This window comes from Erysipelothrix piscisicarius (genome assembly GCF_003931795.1).
GTDB classification, from domain to species: domain Bacteria; phylum Bacillota_I; class Bacilli_A; order Erysipelotrichales; family Erysipelotrichaceae; genus Erysipelothrix; species Erysipelothrix piscisicarius.
Genome location: NZ_CP034234.1, coordinates 1,059,497 through 1,075,261 on the forward strand (window position 1 = coordinate 1,059,497; position 15,765 = coordinate 1,075,261).

Consider the following 15,765-nt stretch of genomic DNA (forward strand, 5'->3'; position numbering starts at 1 on the left):
TATGATTCAATCAAATGATTTAAGAGCTGGGATGTCAATTATCTATGAAGACAACTTACACCAAGTGTTGGATACATCGCATAATAAAACAGCGCAACGACAAATGATTATCAAAGCTAAAGTTCGTAACATGCGTTCAGGTTCTGTTACGGAACTAACAATGATCGGTGGCGATAAAGTTGAGCAAGCACATATTGATAAACGTGTAATGCAATATCTATATGATGCTGGCGAAGAACTTGTTTTCATGGATGGTGAAACATACGAGCAACTCGAAATTTCAAAATCCCGTCTTGAATGGGAAATGAACTTTATGAAAGAAAATCAAGATATTACTGTTGTTTTCTATGAGTCTGAAGTACTTGGTGTTAATTTACCAGAAAAAATTGCTTTAAAAGTTACTCAAGCTGAGCCAGCTGTTAAAGGTGATACAGCAACGAATGCTCAAAAAAACGCTGTTGTTGAAACAGGTTTAGAAATCCGCGTTCCGTTATTTATCAGCGAAGGTGAGATTGTACTTGTAAATACTACAGATGGTAAATATTCAGGTCGTGCGTAAATCTATTATCAAATAACCACAAGCAAATTCATTGTTAAATCGTGAATTTGCTTTTTATTTATCAGTACAATTATTGGACATTAGGTACAACTTTACTTATAATAAACGTGTATACTTCAGGGCAGGGTGAAATTCCCGATCGGCGGTAAACCCCGCGAACCAATTGGTTGAACTTGTGAAATTCAAGTGGCGACAGTTAAAGTCTGGATGGAAGAAGTTTTTTTCATGTTCGCCTTGAGTATTAATATTTTTTTACAAGGAGGCTAATATGAAAAAATATAATACTCGCACAATGGTTAGTATAGCAATGCTGACAACAGTATCCGTGATTCTCTACATGTTTGAATTTTATGTACTTCCGGGATCACCGTTACAAGCAGATTTAAGTGATTTACCGGTTATTATCGGTGGTTACCTTCTCGGCACAGGTCCAGGACTTATGATTGCTTTTTTAAAGAATATATTGCATATGTTCTTTTTATCAAAAAATGCAGGACCGGTTGGAGAGATTGCGAATTTTAGTTATGCAGTCTTAATCATGTTACCCATTGCATGCTATAAACCTACTACAAAAACCAAACGTAGTGGATTATATGTTTTTACAGTATGTGCGAGTGCACTTTTAATGAATCTTATTAATTATTTTATAACATTCCCATTATATGGAATGAGCCAAGAAGGCGCGTGGAACTTGCTCTTTGCGGTGTTTTTACCATTTAATTTAGCAAAAGGGACGCTCTTAATCGTTTTCTTTAGCGTTTTACGTCCCCATTTACATAGAATCACAGGACATTAATGTGATATAATTACCTCAAGGAGTGATTGGATATTATGAAATCTCGAGTGAATAAATATCAAGACTTACATGAGCAAATTGCATTGGACTCTGAAAGTAATATTGAAAATTCAGATCTCTCACATTTTGCGAATCGATTGAATCAAATTGATAATCAATTTGATAAAATGGATGTCGTTGCAAGGGAAGATCGTGAGCCAACACATGCACGCCAAATTGAAGAGGTTCAAGAAGAACATTCGATTGATGAAGAACCGAAAGTAGAACCTCAATTTGATACGTTTGAGAGTGCATATCTCAAAGATTTTTTGGATGAAGTAAAAGAGTATAATGTTCGCAAAGGTTATCGTGATCTTGAGAATACCGATGCAAATATTTTAAGCGAGTTAAATAAATCGTCAGAAATTGCGAAGCCATTTAATGACGATGAAATGACAACGGTCTTACATGCGATTGATCCTGAACTGTCAACGATGGATGCAGATGATTTTATTGAGGATGAAACGGAAGAAGATGTGAATCTTGATGAATTACCCAATCTTGATGAGACAATAGTATTCAAATCTGTAGAACATAATTCAGTTGATGCGTATGAAGCAGAGGATGAGCTTGAAAAGACAATTGCGATGGCAGTTCAAGAAATGGTTGATGATGAAGAAACTGTAGTAGATATTAACAACCAAGAAGCATTATCTGATGTCGAGTTTGAATTAGATTCTGATGAATTTGACAATATTTTGTCTGAGGAAGACGATTCAATATTTGAAATGCAAGCGCAATTAGAGGCGATGGAAGATTATTCAGACAGTGATTTTGACTCGGATAAATTCCGCAGTGAATTACTCGCTCAAACACAAACATTACAACATAAGATTATTGATCAAGAACAAAATATTGATCAAATGAATGAAACGATGGTACGAACGAATAGAATGTTAAACGTTGTTTTATCATTACTCATTCTTGCGATTATTGTTGTATTGTTATTGATTGTAGCGCAATTTAGGAAGTAGGAATGTTTTTGTGTTTAATATAGCAATTGATGGACCGAGTGCATCGGGTAAAAGTACCATCGCTGAGCAATTAGCAAAAAAATTAGGATTTGTCCATATTGATACGGGAGCAATGTATCGTGCAGTAGCACTAATTTGTTTAAATCAAGATATTGATTTGAATGATGAAAAAGCTTGCTTTAATATCGTTAAAGATTTAGTTATTGAATTACCAGAAGAAAATATGATTTTGGTTAATGGAGAAGATGTGTCACTTCTTATTCGAAATGACCGTGTATCCAAAGCAGCTTCACAGGTTTCTAAGCATAAATCGGTTCGAGATGTATTGGTATCCATTCAACGCGACATAGCTTCGAAAAAAGGATTTGTATTGGATGGACGTGATATTACATCGGTTGTTCTTCCAGATGCAGAAGTGAAGATTTTTCAAACAGCGGATGCAGGGGTTCGTGCGCGTAGACGTTTTAATGAGTTGGTTAAAAATGGAATTGAAACGACCTATGAAGCAGTTCATGCAGATTTGCTTGAACGTGATGCGCGCGATATGAATCGTCAAGAATCACCACTCATTAAGGTTGAAGATGCCATTGAAATAAATACAACATCAATGTCAATTGAAGATGTTGTATCACAAATAATAAATATTATAGAGAGTAGGAATTTGAATGATTGATGGAGTAGTAGCAATCGTTGGCCGTCCTAATGTAGGGAAATCATCTCTGTTTAATCGAATTATGGGCGAGAGAATTTCTATTGTTCATGATGAAGCAGGGGTTACGCGTGATCGTCTTTATGGAAAGACCACATGGTTAACAAAAGATTTAAGATTTATTGATACGGGTGGAATTCAGATGGAAGGTCAACCGTTTCAAGAAGAAATAAAGATGCAAGTTGATATTGTAATTGATGAAGCAGATATGATTATTTTTGTAGTGAGTGCCAAAGATGGTTTGACTACGGATGATGAGTTTATTGCACGTCTTTTAAGACAAACCAATAAACCAGTTATTATTGCTGCAAATAAGGTTGATGATGTTCAATTTGTTTCAGATATATATGAATTTTATGCACTTGGTTATGATGAACCGTTTGCGGTTTCTTGTGAACATGGTATTGGTTTAGGGGATCTCCTTGATGAAGTCATCAAAAAATTACCACAAGATGGTATCACAATGTATGAAGATGAACTTAGTTTCTGTGCAATTGGTCGTCCTAATGTAGGGAAAAGTTCATTGGTCAATGCAATATTAAACCAAGATCGTGTTATTGTTTCCAATATTGAAGGTACCACACGTGATGCAATCGATACGCCTTTTAGAATGAATGACCGTGATTACGTAATCATTGATACTGCTGGGATTCGAAAGCGTGGAAAAATATATGAAGACGTTGAAAAATATTCCGTTCTTCGTGCAATGAGCGCGATTGATCGAAGCGACGTTGTTCTATTTTTAATTGACGGTGAAGTCGGTATTCGTGCTCAAGATAAACACGTAGTTGGTTTTGCGCATGAAGCAGGAAAACCAATTATTATCGTTTACAATAAATGGGATGTCGTAGATAAAGAAGAAACGGCAATGGAAGATGTTAAAAAAATCATTTGTAGTGAGTTTATGTACTTATCCTATGCTCCAATTGTATTTGTATCCGCATTAACACGTAAACGTGTTCATACATTGATTCCCTTAATCGAAGATGTTCACGCAAATAGCATCAAACGTATTAGCACCAGTGTTATTAATGAAGTTATTCATGATGCTGTAATGCTTACGCCACCGCCATCACACAATGGAAAGCGTTTAAAAGTATTTTATGCATCACAAGTAAGTACGGTGCCACCAACTTTTGTAATTTTTGTGAATGATCCTGAGTTGTGTCACTTCTCTTATAAGCGATACTTGGAAAATGCTCTAAGAAATGCTTTTGATTTCACAGGGACACCGATTCGAATACTTATTAGAAAGAGGGGAGCTTAATGAAAATCGGAATTGTAGGTTCTGGTAGTTGGGGAACTGCTTTGGGGCAAGTCTTAGCGGATAATGGCCATGAAGTTATGATGTGGGGACGTAAGTTGGACCAGGTTGTTGATGTTCATTTATATCATTTAAATGAGGAATTCTTCCCAGGGATAAAGCTTAACGAACGATTAGATGCTACACAACATTTCGAGGATATTTTAGACTCTCAAATCATACTGCTTGCGGTGCCAACTGGAGCCGTCGAAGAGGTATGCATCGAGCTTAATGCTCATTTAGATCATCCTGTCATCATTATTAATGTCGCGAAAGGACTCCATCCTACAACGCATGAGTTGCTTGATCACGTTATTAAGCGTGTTATCGATTCCGATAAACTCACAGGTGTTGTTAGTCTCATTGGTCCTTCTCATGCGGAAGAAGTTGTATTACGTAAAATTACAACAATTAATGCCGTGTCGGATGATATGGAACTTGCGGAACAAATTCAATTACTTTTCTCTAATGAATATTTTAGAGTTTACACCAATGATGATGTGATTGGATCTCAATATGGAGTTGCTATCAAAAATGTAATTGCACTTGCAAGTGGAATGGCTGCGGGGTTAGACGCAGGTGATAATGCACGTGCAGCATTAATTACACGTGGTTTGACAGAAATGCAACGATTTGGTGTTCACATGGGTGGACAGCCGGAAACCTATCTTGGACTTTGTGGTGTCGGTGATCTCGTCGTAACTGCGACATCGGTACATTCGCGCAATTACCAAGCGGGTATGGAAATTGGTCAAAAGAATTCAGCTGATGGATTTTTAGATCATAACACAAAAACTGTTGAAGGCGTTTTTGCTGCAAAGGTAGTTTATGAAATTGCAGTGGAAGAAGGCATTGAGATGCCAATAACTGAACAAATTTATAAAATTATTTACGAAGAAAAACGCCCTTCTGAAGCCATAAGTGAATTAATGGTGAGAGATTTGAAACCTGAGCGTATTTAACTTGTCAGACAGCAGTTATAATGCTATTATTTGATTATGAAATGGAGGTTTCAATATGAGTGAAACATACAACAAGAAATTATTAAGCGAGTCAATCGCTGGCAAATTAGACATTAGTAAAAAACAAGCAAATGAATTAATCGAAACATTCCTAGACGAGGTAAAAGAAATTCTCGAAAACAAGGGAACAGTCGATTTAGCTGGTTTTGGAAAATTTGAGGTTCGTCATCGTGCAGAGCGTGATGGTTTTAATCCTCAAACAAAAGAAAAAATCCGCATTGCCGCATCACACAGTGTTGGATTCAAACCTGCGAAAGCTCTTAAAGACGCAGTTAAATAATTAATGATTTTAAAAAAGGAGCTCGTCTCCTTTTTCTATAGTGGAGGTTAGTATGGGTTTAATGGGTGTCGGCTATGGATTTGTAATCCTTGCCGCTATAATATCTTTTGCTGCACAGATTTATGTCCAGTCTGCCTACAGCAAATACAGCCAAGTTGATACATTTGAGCATCTGACGGGTGCACAAGTTGCACGTCGTATTTTGGAGTTAAAAAATATTGATGATGTTCAAGTAGTTGAATCAAATGGTGGTGAATTGAGTGATCATTACGATCCAACCAACAAACTTGTTGCACTTTCACCTAAAGTTTATCACGAGACAAGCATTGCTTCGGTTTCAGTTGCTGCTCATGAATGTGGTCATGCAATTCAACACGCTGAAAATTATGGTTTTATTGCTTTACGTAATAAAGTTTTACCGTTTGCAATCGTCGCAAGTAAATTTAGTATGATTCCAATTATGATTGGTTTATTTGGAAGTCCACAATTTTTAAAAATTGGAATTATCTTATTATGTGTTATTGCAGTTTTCCAACTCGTAACACTTCCTGTTGAGTTTGATGCGTCCTTACGAGCCGTCAAAATATTAGAACAAGAGTCTGTACTTGACTCAGGGGAACTTCAAGGTTCTAAGAAGATGTTAACGGCTGCAGCGTTGACCTATGTTGCAGCATTGGTTGGAACACTATTGAGTATTCTACGTTATATTGCGATTTATAATCGAAGAAACGATTAAGACACCAAGTGTGTCTTTTTTTTATGCACCTAATTCCCTATAGCTTATTTAAAGAGGGGGGATTTAGATGCATATCAATTTTATATTTTTTTGCTTATTCATGATGTTCTTTACGACAGCGGTATCATGTGAATACATCGATGATCGCCAACGGGTTCCAAGTGAACTTCTCGAAGTTAGCTTTGATAAAGGCGAACTCTCTTTAAGTGGATGGGCTTTTATGAGAAGCTACATTAATTATTACGGTTCTACGACCCATTCGTTCAGTTTAAATATAAAAGGTCCTACCCATAAGGTTTTACCTCTTGAGTTGGATTCAGTGGATTTAACGAGTATCATGTCTTATCGAGGCAATAAGCAATGTCGTGATAATCAAAAGCGAACCCAATCGTGTAATCATATTTATCAAAATGTTGGATTTAAGGGGTCGATACCGCTTCAAGAGCTCCAGGAAGGCGATTACGATCTAACACTTGTAATTCATCATAAAGATACGGAACATCGAGTGGAAGTGCCTTCATATTTGACGAGTATGCGTTCATTGTCGCATTACCATGAAGGACTGGAATATGTCGTGGATTCTGTTTTCAAGCAAGGCGGCCTTACGGTGTATTATCACACACTTATAGCAACCGCAACACCATCTCCATCTTATGAGGGAAGGGTTGTGGAGTATGGTCAAACGTGTTCCAGTGCAGATGGAAATACTGCATTTTACCGGAAAGGGGCAACATTTCATAACATAATGGACGTGTCTCGATACAAAGATCTCGTTTCGTATTTCAAGGTTCGTGCGAAACAATCTGGGTGTTTTGACGGACGCCAACGATTGGTAGAGGGCAATGAAGTCACAGTGCATATTCCAAGTACGTATGTAAATTATACTGGAGGGAGGATGAAGCTGAAAATTCGTCAAAAACTGCCTAAACTTGATGCACAACCTTTAAAAATCAAACAGTATCAAACTTATGATGCATTTGAAAAGGTAACTGCATTTGATCATAGACAATTGAATACTTCCAATCGTATTAACATTTCATCTAATAATGTTAATGAGAGGATTCCTGGAGTTTATCAAACATGTTATGTAATTACAGACTCGTGGAAACGGAGTGCGCGTTCATGCCGTAAAGTTATCTTGGAGAAGATTCCGACTTATTCTAGGTATATGAGTGAAAATAGTTTTTCTAGAGCTCGATTAAAACTTTGGAATCAAATTGAACTGAAACGTGTGATTCAAGATGCATTTTTGCGTAGAAAGCGGTACATAAAAAAATCGTATTGATGAAATATATGGAGTTCATCAATACGATATATTTAATTATTTTTTTGCTTCTTTTTCTACAGCAGCTTGTGCAAGGATATTTAAGTAATTCCAAGGACGGTCAAAATGAGGTTGGAAGAAGAAATCAACATATGCTAAATCTTCAATCGTCATTTTATTTTGAACTGCAAGTGAAAGTGTGTTTGCGGATTGAGTAATATCATATTTTGATATGACTTGACCACCAACAATGCGATGTGTGTCTTTTTCATAGACAAGTTTCATCATTACTTCTTCTGTTGTTGGCATAAACTCAGGGCGGTAGTTATCTTTAACAAGTACAGAGTCTACATCTAACCCAAAGAATGGCGCTGAATTCACCGTAACACCGGTGGATCCAATATTATAGCCAAAGAGATAAAGACCTGATGTACCTTGTGTTCCACGATACTTAACTTTGTTTTCAACAATATTTTTTCCTACAAGAGTTCCCATTCTTACAGCGTTGGTTGCAAGTGGAATATAAGCGTGATCGCCCGTTGGATTGTAGTGAACTGCGACATTATCACCCGCAGCATAAATTTCTGGACGGCTTGTTTGCATATACTCGTTAACTTTGATCGCGCCATTTGGTAGTGTTTCAACCTTATCTTTAATTAATTCTGTACTTGGTCTAAATCCAACACACATAATTACAAGGTCTGCATCGAAACTACCTGCGGATGTGACAACTTGACTTACATTTCCATTATCATCGGCTTTAAATTCTTGAACAGTTTGGTCCAATGCAAGCTTGATGCCACGGTTTGTTAAGTCAGCTTCGAGAACATCCGTAAACTCAGGATCTAAATACTTATTAAGGATTCGATCGAGGCCATCAACTAATGTTACATCCTTTCCTGATTCACCAAATGCTTCAACGAGCTCGATTCCAATATAACCACCACCAACAATAACAACTTTTTCAGCTTTATCTTTACGTGCGATGATTTCTTGAGCTTGATTATAGTTTTTACACAACATAATATTTTCAGATTCAATACCTGGAATTGGCGGAACAATTGGCCAAGAACCTGTTGTTAAGACTAATTTATCATAGGTTTCTTCAAAAGTTTCATTTGTAAGTAAATTTGTAACAGAAACGCGTTTTGCATCAACATCGATATCTGTAACATTATGTTCCATATGAACTTCTGCACCTAATGATGCGAGTTCCTTAGGACTTGAATAAAATAGGCTTTGTGCGTCTTTCACAACACCACCGATATATAAAGCAATACCGCATGATAAAAATGAAACATTATCATTACGTTCGAAAACCTTAACCTCAGCAGTTGGGTCTTCATTAATTATTGCTTTAACTGCGGATGTACCTGCATGTGTACAACCAATAACTACAACTTTCATACATAATCCTCCTTAATGTATACGCTTATTATACCAATGTTTAAAATGAAATTTGAGTGATATGACCGTAAACGAATAACTGTTGTTGACACAGAATCGAATCAAATATATAATAATTGTTGCGAACCATTTGCAAATGGTTTAAACGTACACATTAACATTAAATAATTATAAAAATATAAAATAAAAGGAGAGGACATGCAAGCTATACTTACGGTAGAGAATATGAGTTTTTCTTATTCCAAAAATAATATTTTAGAGTCTGTGTCCTTTGCGATTCATGAAGGAGATTTCGTAGCGCTCATTGGCGCTAATGGTTCTGGAAAATCGACACTTCTAAAGGTTGTATTGGGATTTGAGCGGGCAAAAGAAGGTTCGGTAACACTTCTTGGAGAGCCAATTGATCGATTTAGTCAATTTGATTCCATTGGATATGTCCCACAAGGTGGGTTATTGGGAGTTGCGGATTTTCCGGCAACTGCGTTGGAAATTGTAATGCTTAGAATTTCCAAGGGTAGTTTTTTTAATTTTTATTCCAAATCCCGTAAAAAACGTGCACTTGAAGCTTTAAAACGTGTGGGTATGGAAGCATATGCTGATGAAATGATAAATAATCTTTCGGGTGGGCAATTGCAACGCGTTTTAATCGCACGTGAATTAATTGTAGAACCGAAAGTACTGTTTTTAGATGAACCGACCAATGGTTTAGACCAAGATGCGATACAAAATCTTTATCAGTTACCTGAAATTCTTAACCAAGAACATAAAATGACAGTAATTATGGTAACACATAAGCTCGATCATGATGTTCAGAAGATTAATCGTATTTTTGAAGTGAAAGATCGTACAGTTCAAAAGGTGACTGCACATGTTTAAATATGAATTTATGCGAACCGCTTTTCTTGTCGGTGGTTTATTAGCCATTATTATTCCTTTGATTGGCGTCGTTGTTGTTTTTAAACGCATGTCAATGATTGGAGACGCACTTTCGCATGCTTCTTTAAGTGGCATTACAATTGGTCTGATTTTAGGATTTAATCCAATTGTTGGTGCGATTGCTCTAAGTTTGGTGGCTGCATTAAGCATTGAATTTATACAAAAACGATTTGGAAAATATCAAGAATTAGCCATCGCAATTATTATGTCGTTTGGAATCGGTTTATCGGGCGTTTTATTGGGGTTTGTTAAAAACCCAGCGAATTTTAACAGTTTTCTATTTGGCAGTATCGTAGCGATTGGTGGGAGCGACAATTGGTTGGCAATTTTATTGAGTCTTATCGTTATTATTGTATCGATTCGATATTATCGAGAGTTTTTCTACCTTGCATTCGATGAGAAATCAGCGATGTTATCGGGTATTGATACAAATCGCATCTCGTTAATCTTTACCATCTTGACTGCAATCACCGTATCGGTTGCATCACGCATTGTCGGTGCGCTCATTGTTTCATCGCTCATGGTAATTCCCACAGCATGTGCAATGCAAGTATCAAAAAGTTATCGATCAACAATGCTTTATGCAATTGGATTTTCATTATCATTCGTTTGGGCAGGATTAGCACTCTCGTACAGTCTTAATCTTGCACCCGGTGGCACCATTGTGCTTTTGGGTGTCGCAATATTAGTTTTACTCATTCTAATAAAAACTGTATTAAAGCGAGGGTAATCTTGAATTTACCTTCGCTTTTAGTTATAATATAGAAAATAAAAATCATTGAAGAGAATAAGTAACAGGACATATCTTTTATAGAAACAATAGGGTTGATGGAACTATTGATTGATATCCTGCGAATTCATCTTGGAGAGAAGCTAATCACTTACGTGTCGTTTGCGTTAAAAACGAAGAGATGTATACATTATTTTGTATAAATCAGGATGGTACCGCGCTTGACGTTCCTGGACGTGCGGTTTTTTTTTATGTTTAAGGAGGATTTAGATGGACTTAAAAGAAATTATGAATCAAGGGCTTGAAGCAATCAAATCTGCTCAATCACTTGAGCATTTAAATGATGTTCGTATTGAATATCTAAGTAAGAAAGGTCTTCTAACAAAAGTTATGGGCCAAATGAAAGATTTATCCAATGAAGAGAAACCTTTATTTGGTAAACGTGTTAATGAAGCGAAACAGAGCATTGAGTCAGCACTTAAAGAAAAACAAGCAGACTTAGAAGCAATAAAATTAGAGCAAGATATGGCTCGTGATGCGATTGATGTGACGCTACCTGGAACGCAGTTTAAACAAGGAAGTCAAAATCCATTAATTCTAATGCGTCGCGAAATGGAAGATTTCTTTAGAGAAATGGGATATAAAGTCGTGGAAGGGGATGAAGTTGAACTTGATTTATACAACTTTGAACGTGCCAATATTCCGCAAGATCATCCTGCTCGTGAGATGCAAGATACATTTTTTATTGATGAACATACTTTACTTAGAACCCATACAACGGCAATCCAAATGCGTGCATTAGAAGAATATGCGCCTTCGGTTCCAGTTAAAGTTATTTGTCCTGGAAAAGTTTACCGTCGTGATGATGATGATGCGACACACTCGCATCAATTTGTACAGATGGAAGGTTTAGTACTGGGTCATGGCATTACGTTATCGGATTTAAAAGGGACTTTAAACCTTTTTGCGAAGAGGATGTTTGGAGAGAGTCGAGAAATTCGCTTTAGACCAAGCTATTTCCAATTTACCGAGCCTAGTGTTGAGATTGATGTAACATGTCATCTTTGTGGTGGCAAGGGCTGCAACATTTGTAAGGATACTGGCTGGATTGAAATTCTGGGTGGTGGTATGGTTCACCCAAACGTCTTGCGTGCAGCGGGTTATGATGACCCAACGCTTTCAGGATTTGCCTTTGGAATTGGTGTCGAACGCATTGCAATGCTTAAATACGGAATTGATGATATTCGATCATTTTATACAAATGATAAACGATTCATTGATCAATTTAAGCGGTTTGAGTAGGAGGTTAGAATGTTAGTTAGTAGAAAATTATTAAATAGATATGTGGATATTGCTGATATCGACACATTAACACTTGCGGATACCCTCACAAACGCAGGTTTAGAAGTAGAAGGTATTGAACCGCTCATTCATGGTACCAATTTAACCGTTGGTCATGTATTAGAATGTGTTCCACATGAAGACAGTGACCACTTAAATGTATGTCAGGTAGACTTAGGTGATCGCGTAGAACAAATTGTTTGTGGCGCATCAAATATTAAAACCGGCTTAAATGTCTGTGTTGCTCAAGTCGGTGCAGTGTTACCGGGAGATTTTAATATTAAAGCATCAAAAGTACGTGGTGTAGAATCAAATGGAATGATTTGCTCTCTCAATGAACTTGGTGTAGCTGAAAAATTCCAAACTGAAGAACAAAAAACGGGGATTGTCGTTTTACCAAAAGCAGAGCCGGGAAGTAATCCTGCCGTTGCATTAGGATTAGATGATGAAATTCTTGATATTTCTCAAACGCCGAATCGTTCTGATTTTATGTCAATAATCTCAATTGCGCATGAAGTGAGTGCGCTGTTTGGTCGTAAACTGACATTACCGCAATTTGAAGGTGTAGCGAACATCGGTAGTGAGACCAAGCTTCAAATTCAATCATATACTGAAAAGTCACCACTTTTTTTAGGTAAAGTAATTGGTAATGTGACAATTGGGACATCACCAAGTTGGATTCGTGAAGCCTTGATTGGTTCTGGAATTAAACCAATTAATAATGTTGTCGATATATCAAATCTTGTCATGCTTGAAACCGGTCATCCAATGCATTTTTACGATATTGACTTCCTAAGTCATCAAAACTTGTCAGTTCATGATGATTTTGAAGGTACAGTAGAAGCGCTTGATGGTCAAATGTATAAACTCGAAAAAAATGATCTTGTTATTATGAATGGTGAGGTTCCAGTGGGGATTGCAGGGATTATGGGTCTTGGTAATTCGATGATTCAACCGAATTCTAAGGGACTCGTAATTGAGGTCGCACGTTTTAATCATGTGTCTGTTCGTAAAACAGCAACACGTTTAGGGTTAAGCAGCGAGTCATCTACACGTTACACAAAGCCAATGGATAATAATGCATCCAAACAGGCGATGGATCGTGCAGTTCAACTTTTAATCGAGTATGCAGATGCAACAAATATTGAAGAAACTGTTCAGTGGGGCGCGCTTGATAGCACTCCTGTCGAGGTTTCAATCACGGTTGATCGTATCAATCAATATCTTGGAACTTCTTTAGAAGAAGCTGTCATTATGGATGTATTTGAACGTCTCAATTTTAAACCGCGTCACGTTGAGGGAATGATTACATGTACAATTCCTTCATATCGTAAAGATATTTCGATTGAAGAGGATCTCATTGAAGAAGTCATCCGAATCGTTGGTTATGATGTCATGGATGAGACATTACCGCTTATGGATTTAACACTGGGTAATTTAAATAATCAACAACTTAAGACACGCATGATTGAAGATGTATTATTAGGCTTTGGTGCAGACCAAATTCTATCCTATACACTTGTAGATGAAGCGAAAACAGTTGGCTCTGAGTCATTGGGTACTCCAATTCGTCTAGCCAATCCTATCAGCGATAAACGAGCTTTCTTAAGAACGCATTTATTACCATCGATGGTGGAAGTCTTGGCGTATAATAATGCTCACAAAATTTCCGATGTTCTCTTTTTTGAACAGTCTTCAGTTTATGCCGAAGGTGTTAAATCAAATCGTTTAGGAATTATTGGTCAAGGTTCGCTCTTTAATAAGAATTGGACTAAAACAGAAATTCCTTTAGACTTCTTCACACTTAAGGGAATGGCGATGGAATTATTTGATAAATTAGGATTTAGTGAAAAACGCTTCCAATTCAAACAAAGCGGTTTTGATGATACAAAATTCCATCCATTCAAGAGTGCAGAAATTCTATTTGACCGTAAGCACCTGGGGGTCATTGGACAGCTTCATCCGACCTATGCGAAAGAACATGATTTGAAAGATCCTATTTATTTAGAAATTGATTTGGATTCTCTTTTAGGTCAAAAAGCAGGGGCCATCAAAGCAACTTCGGTCGCAAAATATCCAATCATGACTCGAGATCTCGCAATTCTTTGCGATAACAATCTATCGGTAAGTGATTTAATCCAATCGATTGAAAAAGTATCACGAAAATATTTGGTAGACTTAAACGTCTTTGATGTGTTTACATCTGAAAAACTAGGGGATAAAAAATCTATTGCATTCCAGTTGTCTTTTGGGCAAGACCGTACCTTAGAGGTCGAGGAAATTAATGATATAATGGAAGCAGTAGTTGAAGAATTGAAAAAACGTTTCAACGTTGAAGTGCGATAACATTAGGAGGTAAAAAATATGGGTAGAGCATTTGAAGTTCGTAAGGCGTCGATGCAAAAGACAGCGGCAGCTAAAACGAAGGTATATTCACGATATGGAAAAGAGATTTATATGGCGGCTAAGGCTGGTATTCCTGATCCTGAGATGAATGTGGGTTTAAAGCGTATTATCGATGAAGCAAGAACAAAACAAGTTCCTGCGGATGTCATTAAACGTGCGGTTGAAAAAGCTAAAGGGGGTTCTGAAGAGAACTACCATGCGGTACGTTATGAAGGATTTGGACCCGGTGCATCGTCATTTATTGTTGAATGTTTGACAGACAACGATAACCGAACATACAGTGAAGTTCGAAATTGCTTTACAAAATCTAAAGGGAAAATTGGTGTGAATGGTTCGGTTGTTCATGGTTATGAACACGTTGGTTTATTATCATTTGAATCCAATGATGAAGAAGCAATCATGGAAATTCTTCTTGAAAACGATGTTGAATTGATCGATATTGAACAAGAAGAGGGTCATATGACAGTTACTGTTGATACGACAAGCTTACATAAAGCGAAAGAAGCACTTGAAAGCAAATTGGGCGAAATTCAATTTGATGTCCTTGAGATTACTTATTTACCGAATGAATATGTAACCGTCGAAGGTGAAGATGCCGATAACTTTAAAAAAATTCAAGCGATGTTTGATGAAGTTGAAGATATTCAAGAAGTCTATCACAACGTTAAGTTTGAAGATTAAGATTGTAAACCTCTAGAATTATTACTAGAGGTTTTTTTGTGAACCTTTGATGAAGAATGTATGGATTAAGTCAAAAGCTTTGATTGGTCTGTACTATGTACGATATAATCAACATATACAAAAGGGAGGCTTTAAAATATGGGAAATTTATTAGACAAAGCAAAAGAACTTGCAGCAAAAGCAAAGAGCTCTGCTGATGATTTGGGTGTCAAAGCCAAAGAAACCGCCGAAGATCTTGGTGAAAAAACTGAGTCGGTCACAAAAGAAGCATCTGAAAAGATGAATGAATTTGGAGAAAAAGCGAAAGAAACTGCCGAAGATGTATTGGAAAGGGTCGTGATATGACCGCCGATGCTGTAACAAAAGGTAAGCAAGTCGCTGAAGATTTATCGGAAAAGGCTAAAGAAACCGCTGAAGACTTAACCGATAAAGCGAAAGACATTTTTAATAAATAATTTAACGTGTTAAATGGATAAAAAAAACCTTAAGATATCAAATGAAGATTGGAACTGACCTAGTTCCGTGGGACTAAAGAAAAAAACCTCTTGTATGAGAATTATTGTAAAATAGTTCAATATAGGA

General features: G+C 36.9%; 16 protein-coding genes, 1 riboswitch and 1 other annotated feature. Of the genes, 15 read left to right on the forward strand and 1 reads right to left on the reverse strand.

Features of this window, described 5'->3' with window-relative positions; genetic code table 11:
- Position 1 precedes the first annotated feature (1 nt).
- The 9 genes from efp (at position 2) to EEI45_RS05415 (ending at position 7,703) form a co-directional block, all read left to right on the forward strand.
- Positions 2-559: an elongation factor P gene (gene efp, locus EEI45_RS05375; protein WP_125164432.1), complete on the forward strand. Its 558-nt coding sequence runs from the start codon at positions 2-4 to the stop codon at positions 557-559.
- A 108-nt stretch (positions 560-667) separates the two neighbouring features.
- A riboswitch (FMN riboswitch) is annotated at positions 668-782 on the forward strand.
- 45 nt (positions 783-827) lie between these two features.
- A complete protein-coding gene (locus EEI45_RS05380) occupies positions 828-1,355 on the forward strand; it encodes an ECF transporter S component (RefSeq protein ID WP_125164433.1) in 528 nt (175 codons plus the stop codon).
- A gap of 35 nt (positions 1,356-1,390) precedes the next feature.
- Positions 1,391-2,368 (forward strand): hypothetical protein, encoded by a 978-nt coding sequence (locus tag EEI45_RS05385; RefSeq protein ID WP_125164434.1) that lies wholly within the window; start codon positions 1,391-1,393, stop codon positions 2,366-2,368.
- A gap of 10 nt (positions 2,369-2,378) precedes the next feature.
- Complete coding sequence (gene cmk, locus EEI45_RS05390; RefSeq protein ID WP_125164435.1) at positions 2,379-3,041, forward strand: (d)CMP kinase; 663 nt, start codon at positions 2,379-2,381, stop codon at positions 3,039-3,041.
- On the forward strand, positions 3,034-4,344 hold the full coding sequence (gene der / locus EEI45_RS05395) for a ribosome biogenesis GTPase Der (protein ID WP_125164436.1): 1,311 nt from the start codon (positions 3,034-3,036) through the stop codon (positions 4,342-4,344). The genes cmk and der overlap by 8 nt, the downstream gene beginning before the upstream one ends.
- The gene (locus EEI45_RS05400) at positions 4,344-5,342 is read left to right on the forward strand and encodes an NAD(P)H-dependent glycerol-3-phosphate dehydrogenase (protein WP_125164437.1); all 999 of its coding nucleotides are present in this window, start codon (positions 4,344-4,346) and stop codon (positions 5,340-5,342) included. Before der ends, EEI45_RS05400 begins: the two co-directional genes overlap by 1 nt.
- Positions 5,343-5,397: 55 nt before the next feature.
- On the forward strand, positions 5,398-5,682 hold the full coding sequence (locus EEI45_RS05405; protein ID WP_125164438.1) for an HU family DNA-binding protein: 285 nt from the start codon (positions 5,398-5,400) through the stop codon (positions 5,680-5,682).
- 52 nt (positions 5,683-5,734) lie between these two features.
- Positions 5,735-6,418, forward strand: coding sequence for a zinc metallopeptidase (locus EEI45_RS05410; RefSeq protein WP_125164439.1), 684 nt, complete (start codon positions 5,735-5,737; stop codon positions 6,416-6,418).
- Positions 6,419-6,485: 67 nt separating this feature from the next.
- The gene (locus tag EEI45_RS05415) at positions 6,486-7,703 is read left to right on the forward strand and encodes a DUF5011 domain-containing protein (protein ID WP_228410229.1); all 1,218 of its coding nucleotides are present in this window, start codon (positions 6,486-6,488) and stop codon (positions 7,701-7,703) included.
- 36 nt (positions 7,704-7,739) lie between these two features.
- On the opposite strand, the gene EEI45_RS05420 is transcribed toward EEI45_RS05415, so the two are convergent.
- Entirely contained in the window at positions 7,740-9,089 is a 1,350-nt protein-coding gene (locus tag EEI45_RS05420; protein ID WP_125164440.1) for an FAD-dependent oxidoreductase, read from the reverse strand.
- A gap of 198 nt (positions 9,090-9,287) precedes the next feature.
- Here EEI45_RS05420 and EEI45_RS05425 point away from each other — a divergent pair, with 198 nt between their 5' ends.
- The 6 genes from EEI45_RS05425 (at position 9,288) to EEI45_RS05450 (ending at position 15,528) form a co-directional block, all read left to right on the forward strand.
- Positions 9,288-9,965 carry a metal ABC transporter ATP-binding protein gene (locus EEI45_RS05425; RefSeq protein ID WP_125164441.1) on the forward strand — a complete coding sequence of 226 codons (678 nt, stop codon included), beginning with the start codon at positions 9,288-9,290 and terminating at the stop codon, positions 9,963-9,965.
- Positions 9,958-10,755 (forward strand): metal ABC transporter permease, encoded by a 798-nt coding sequence (locus tag EEI45_RS05430; protein ID WP_125164442.1) that lies wholly within the window; start codon positions 9,958-9,960, stop codon positions 10,753-10,755. Before EEI45_RS05425 ends, EEI45_RS05430 begins: the two co-directional genes overlap by 8 nt.
- A gap of 39 nt (positions 10,756-10,794) precedes the next feature.
- Positions 10,795-10,990: a binding site (T-box leader), on the forward strand.
- A 35-nt stretch (positions 10,991-11,025) separates the two neighbouring features.
- The gene (gene pheS, locus EEI45_RS05435; RefSeq protein WP_125164443.1) at positions 11,026-12,057 is read left to right on the forward strand and encodes a phenylalanine--tRNA ligase subunit alpha; all 1,032 of its coding nucleotides are present in this window, start codon (positions 11,026-11,028) and stop codon (positions 12,055-12,057) included.
- 9 nt (positions 12,058-12,066) lie between these two features.
- Complete coding sequence (pheT, locus tag EEI45_RS05440) at positions 12,067-14,442, forward strand: phenylalanine--tRNA ligase subunit beta (RefSeq protein ID WP_125164444.1); 2,376 nt, start codon at positions 12,067-12,069, stop codon at positions 14,440-14,442.
- Between the two features lie 18 nt (positions 14,443-14,460).
- The gene (locus tag EEI45_RS05445; RefSeq protein WP_125164445.1) at positions 14,461-15,183 is read left to right on the forward strand and encodes a YebC/PmpR family DNA-binding transcriptional regulator; all 723 of its coding nucleotides are present in this window, start codon (positions 14,461-14,463) and stop codon (positions 15,181-15,183) included.
- A 138-nt stretch (positions 15,184-15,321) separates the two neighbouring features.
- Positions 15,322-15,528: a hypothetical protein gene (locus EEI45_RS05450; RefSeq protein WP_228410230.1), complete on the forward strand. Its 207-nt coding sequence runs from the start codon at positions 15,322-15,324 to the stop codon at positions 15,526-15,528.
- The last annotated feature ends 237 nt before the right edge of the window (positions 15,529-15,765 follow it).

Excerpts from the sequence above, each read along its gene's own strand:
- der (WP_125164436.1), top strand. The coding sequence starts at position 3,034 with ATGATTGATGGAGTAGTAGCAATCGTTGGCCGTCCTAATGTAGGGAAA.
- EEI45_RS05425 (WP_125164441.1), top strand. The coding sequence starts at position 9,288 with ATGCAAGCTATACTTACGGTAGAGAATATGAGTTTTTCTTATTCCAAA.
- EEI45_RS05415 (WP_228410229.1), top strand. The coding sequence starts at position 6,486 with ATGCATATCAATTTTATATTTTTTTGCTTATTCATGATGTTCTTTACG.
- pheS (WP_125164443.1), top strand. The coding sequence starts at position 11,026 with ATGGACTTAAAAGAAATTATGAATCAAGGGCTTGAAGCAATCAAATCT.
- pheT (WP_125164444.1), top strand. The coding sequence starts at position 12,067 with ATGTTAGTTAGTAGAAAATTATTAAATAGATATGTGGATATTGCTGAT.
- EEI45_RS05400 (WP_125164437.1), top strand. The coding sequence starts at position 4,344 with ATGAAAATCGGAATTGTAGGTTCTGGTAGTTGGGGAACTGCTTTGGGG.
- EEI45_RS05430 (WP_125164442.1), top strand. The coding sequence starts at position 9,958 with ATGTTTAAATATGAATTTATGCGAACCGCTTTTCTTGTCGGTGGTTTA.
- EEI45_RS05385 (WP_125164434.1), top strand. The coding sequence starts at position 1,391 with ATGAAATCTCGAGTGAATAAATATCAAGACTTACATGAGCAAATTGCA.
- EEI45_RS05410 (WP_125164439.1), top strand. The coding sequence starts at position 5,735 with ATGGGTTTAATGGGTGTCGGCTATGGATTTGTAATCCTTGCCGCTATA.
- EEI45_RS05420 (WP_125164440.1), bottom strand. The coding sequence starts at position 9,089 with ATGAAAGTTGTAGTTATTGGTTGTACACATGCAGGTACATCCGCAGTT.
- EEI45_RS05450 (WP_228410230.1), top strand. The coding sequence starts at position 15,322 with ATGGGAAATTTATTAGACAAAGCAAAAGAACTTGCAGCAAAAGCAAAG.
- EEI45_RS05445 (WP_125164445.1), top strand. The coding sequence starts at position 14,461 with ATGGGTAGAGCATTTGAAGTTCGTAAGGCGTCGATGCAAAAGACAGCG.
- EEI45_RS05380 (WP_125164433.1), top strand. The coding sequence starts at position 828 with ATGAAAAAATATAATACTCGCACAATGGTTAGTATAGCAATGCTGACA.
- EEI45_RS05405 (WP_125164438.1), top strand. The coding sequence starts at position 5,398 with ATGAGTGAAACATACAACAAGAAATTATTAAGCGAGTCAATCGCTGGC.
- efp (WP_125164432.1), top strand. The coding sequence starts at position 2 with ATGATTCAATCAAATGATTTAAGAGCTGGGATGTCAATTATCTATGAA.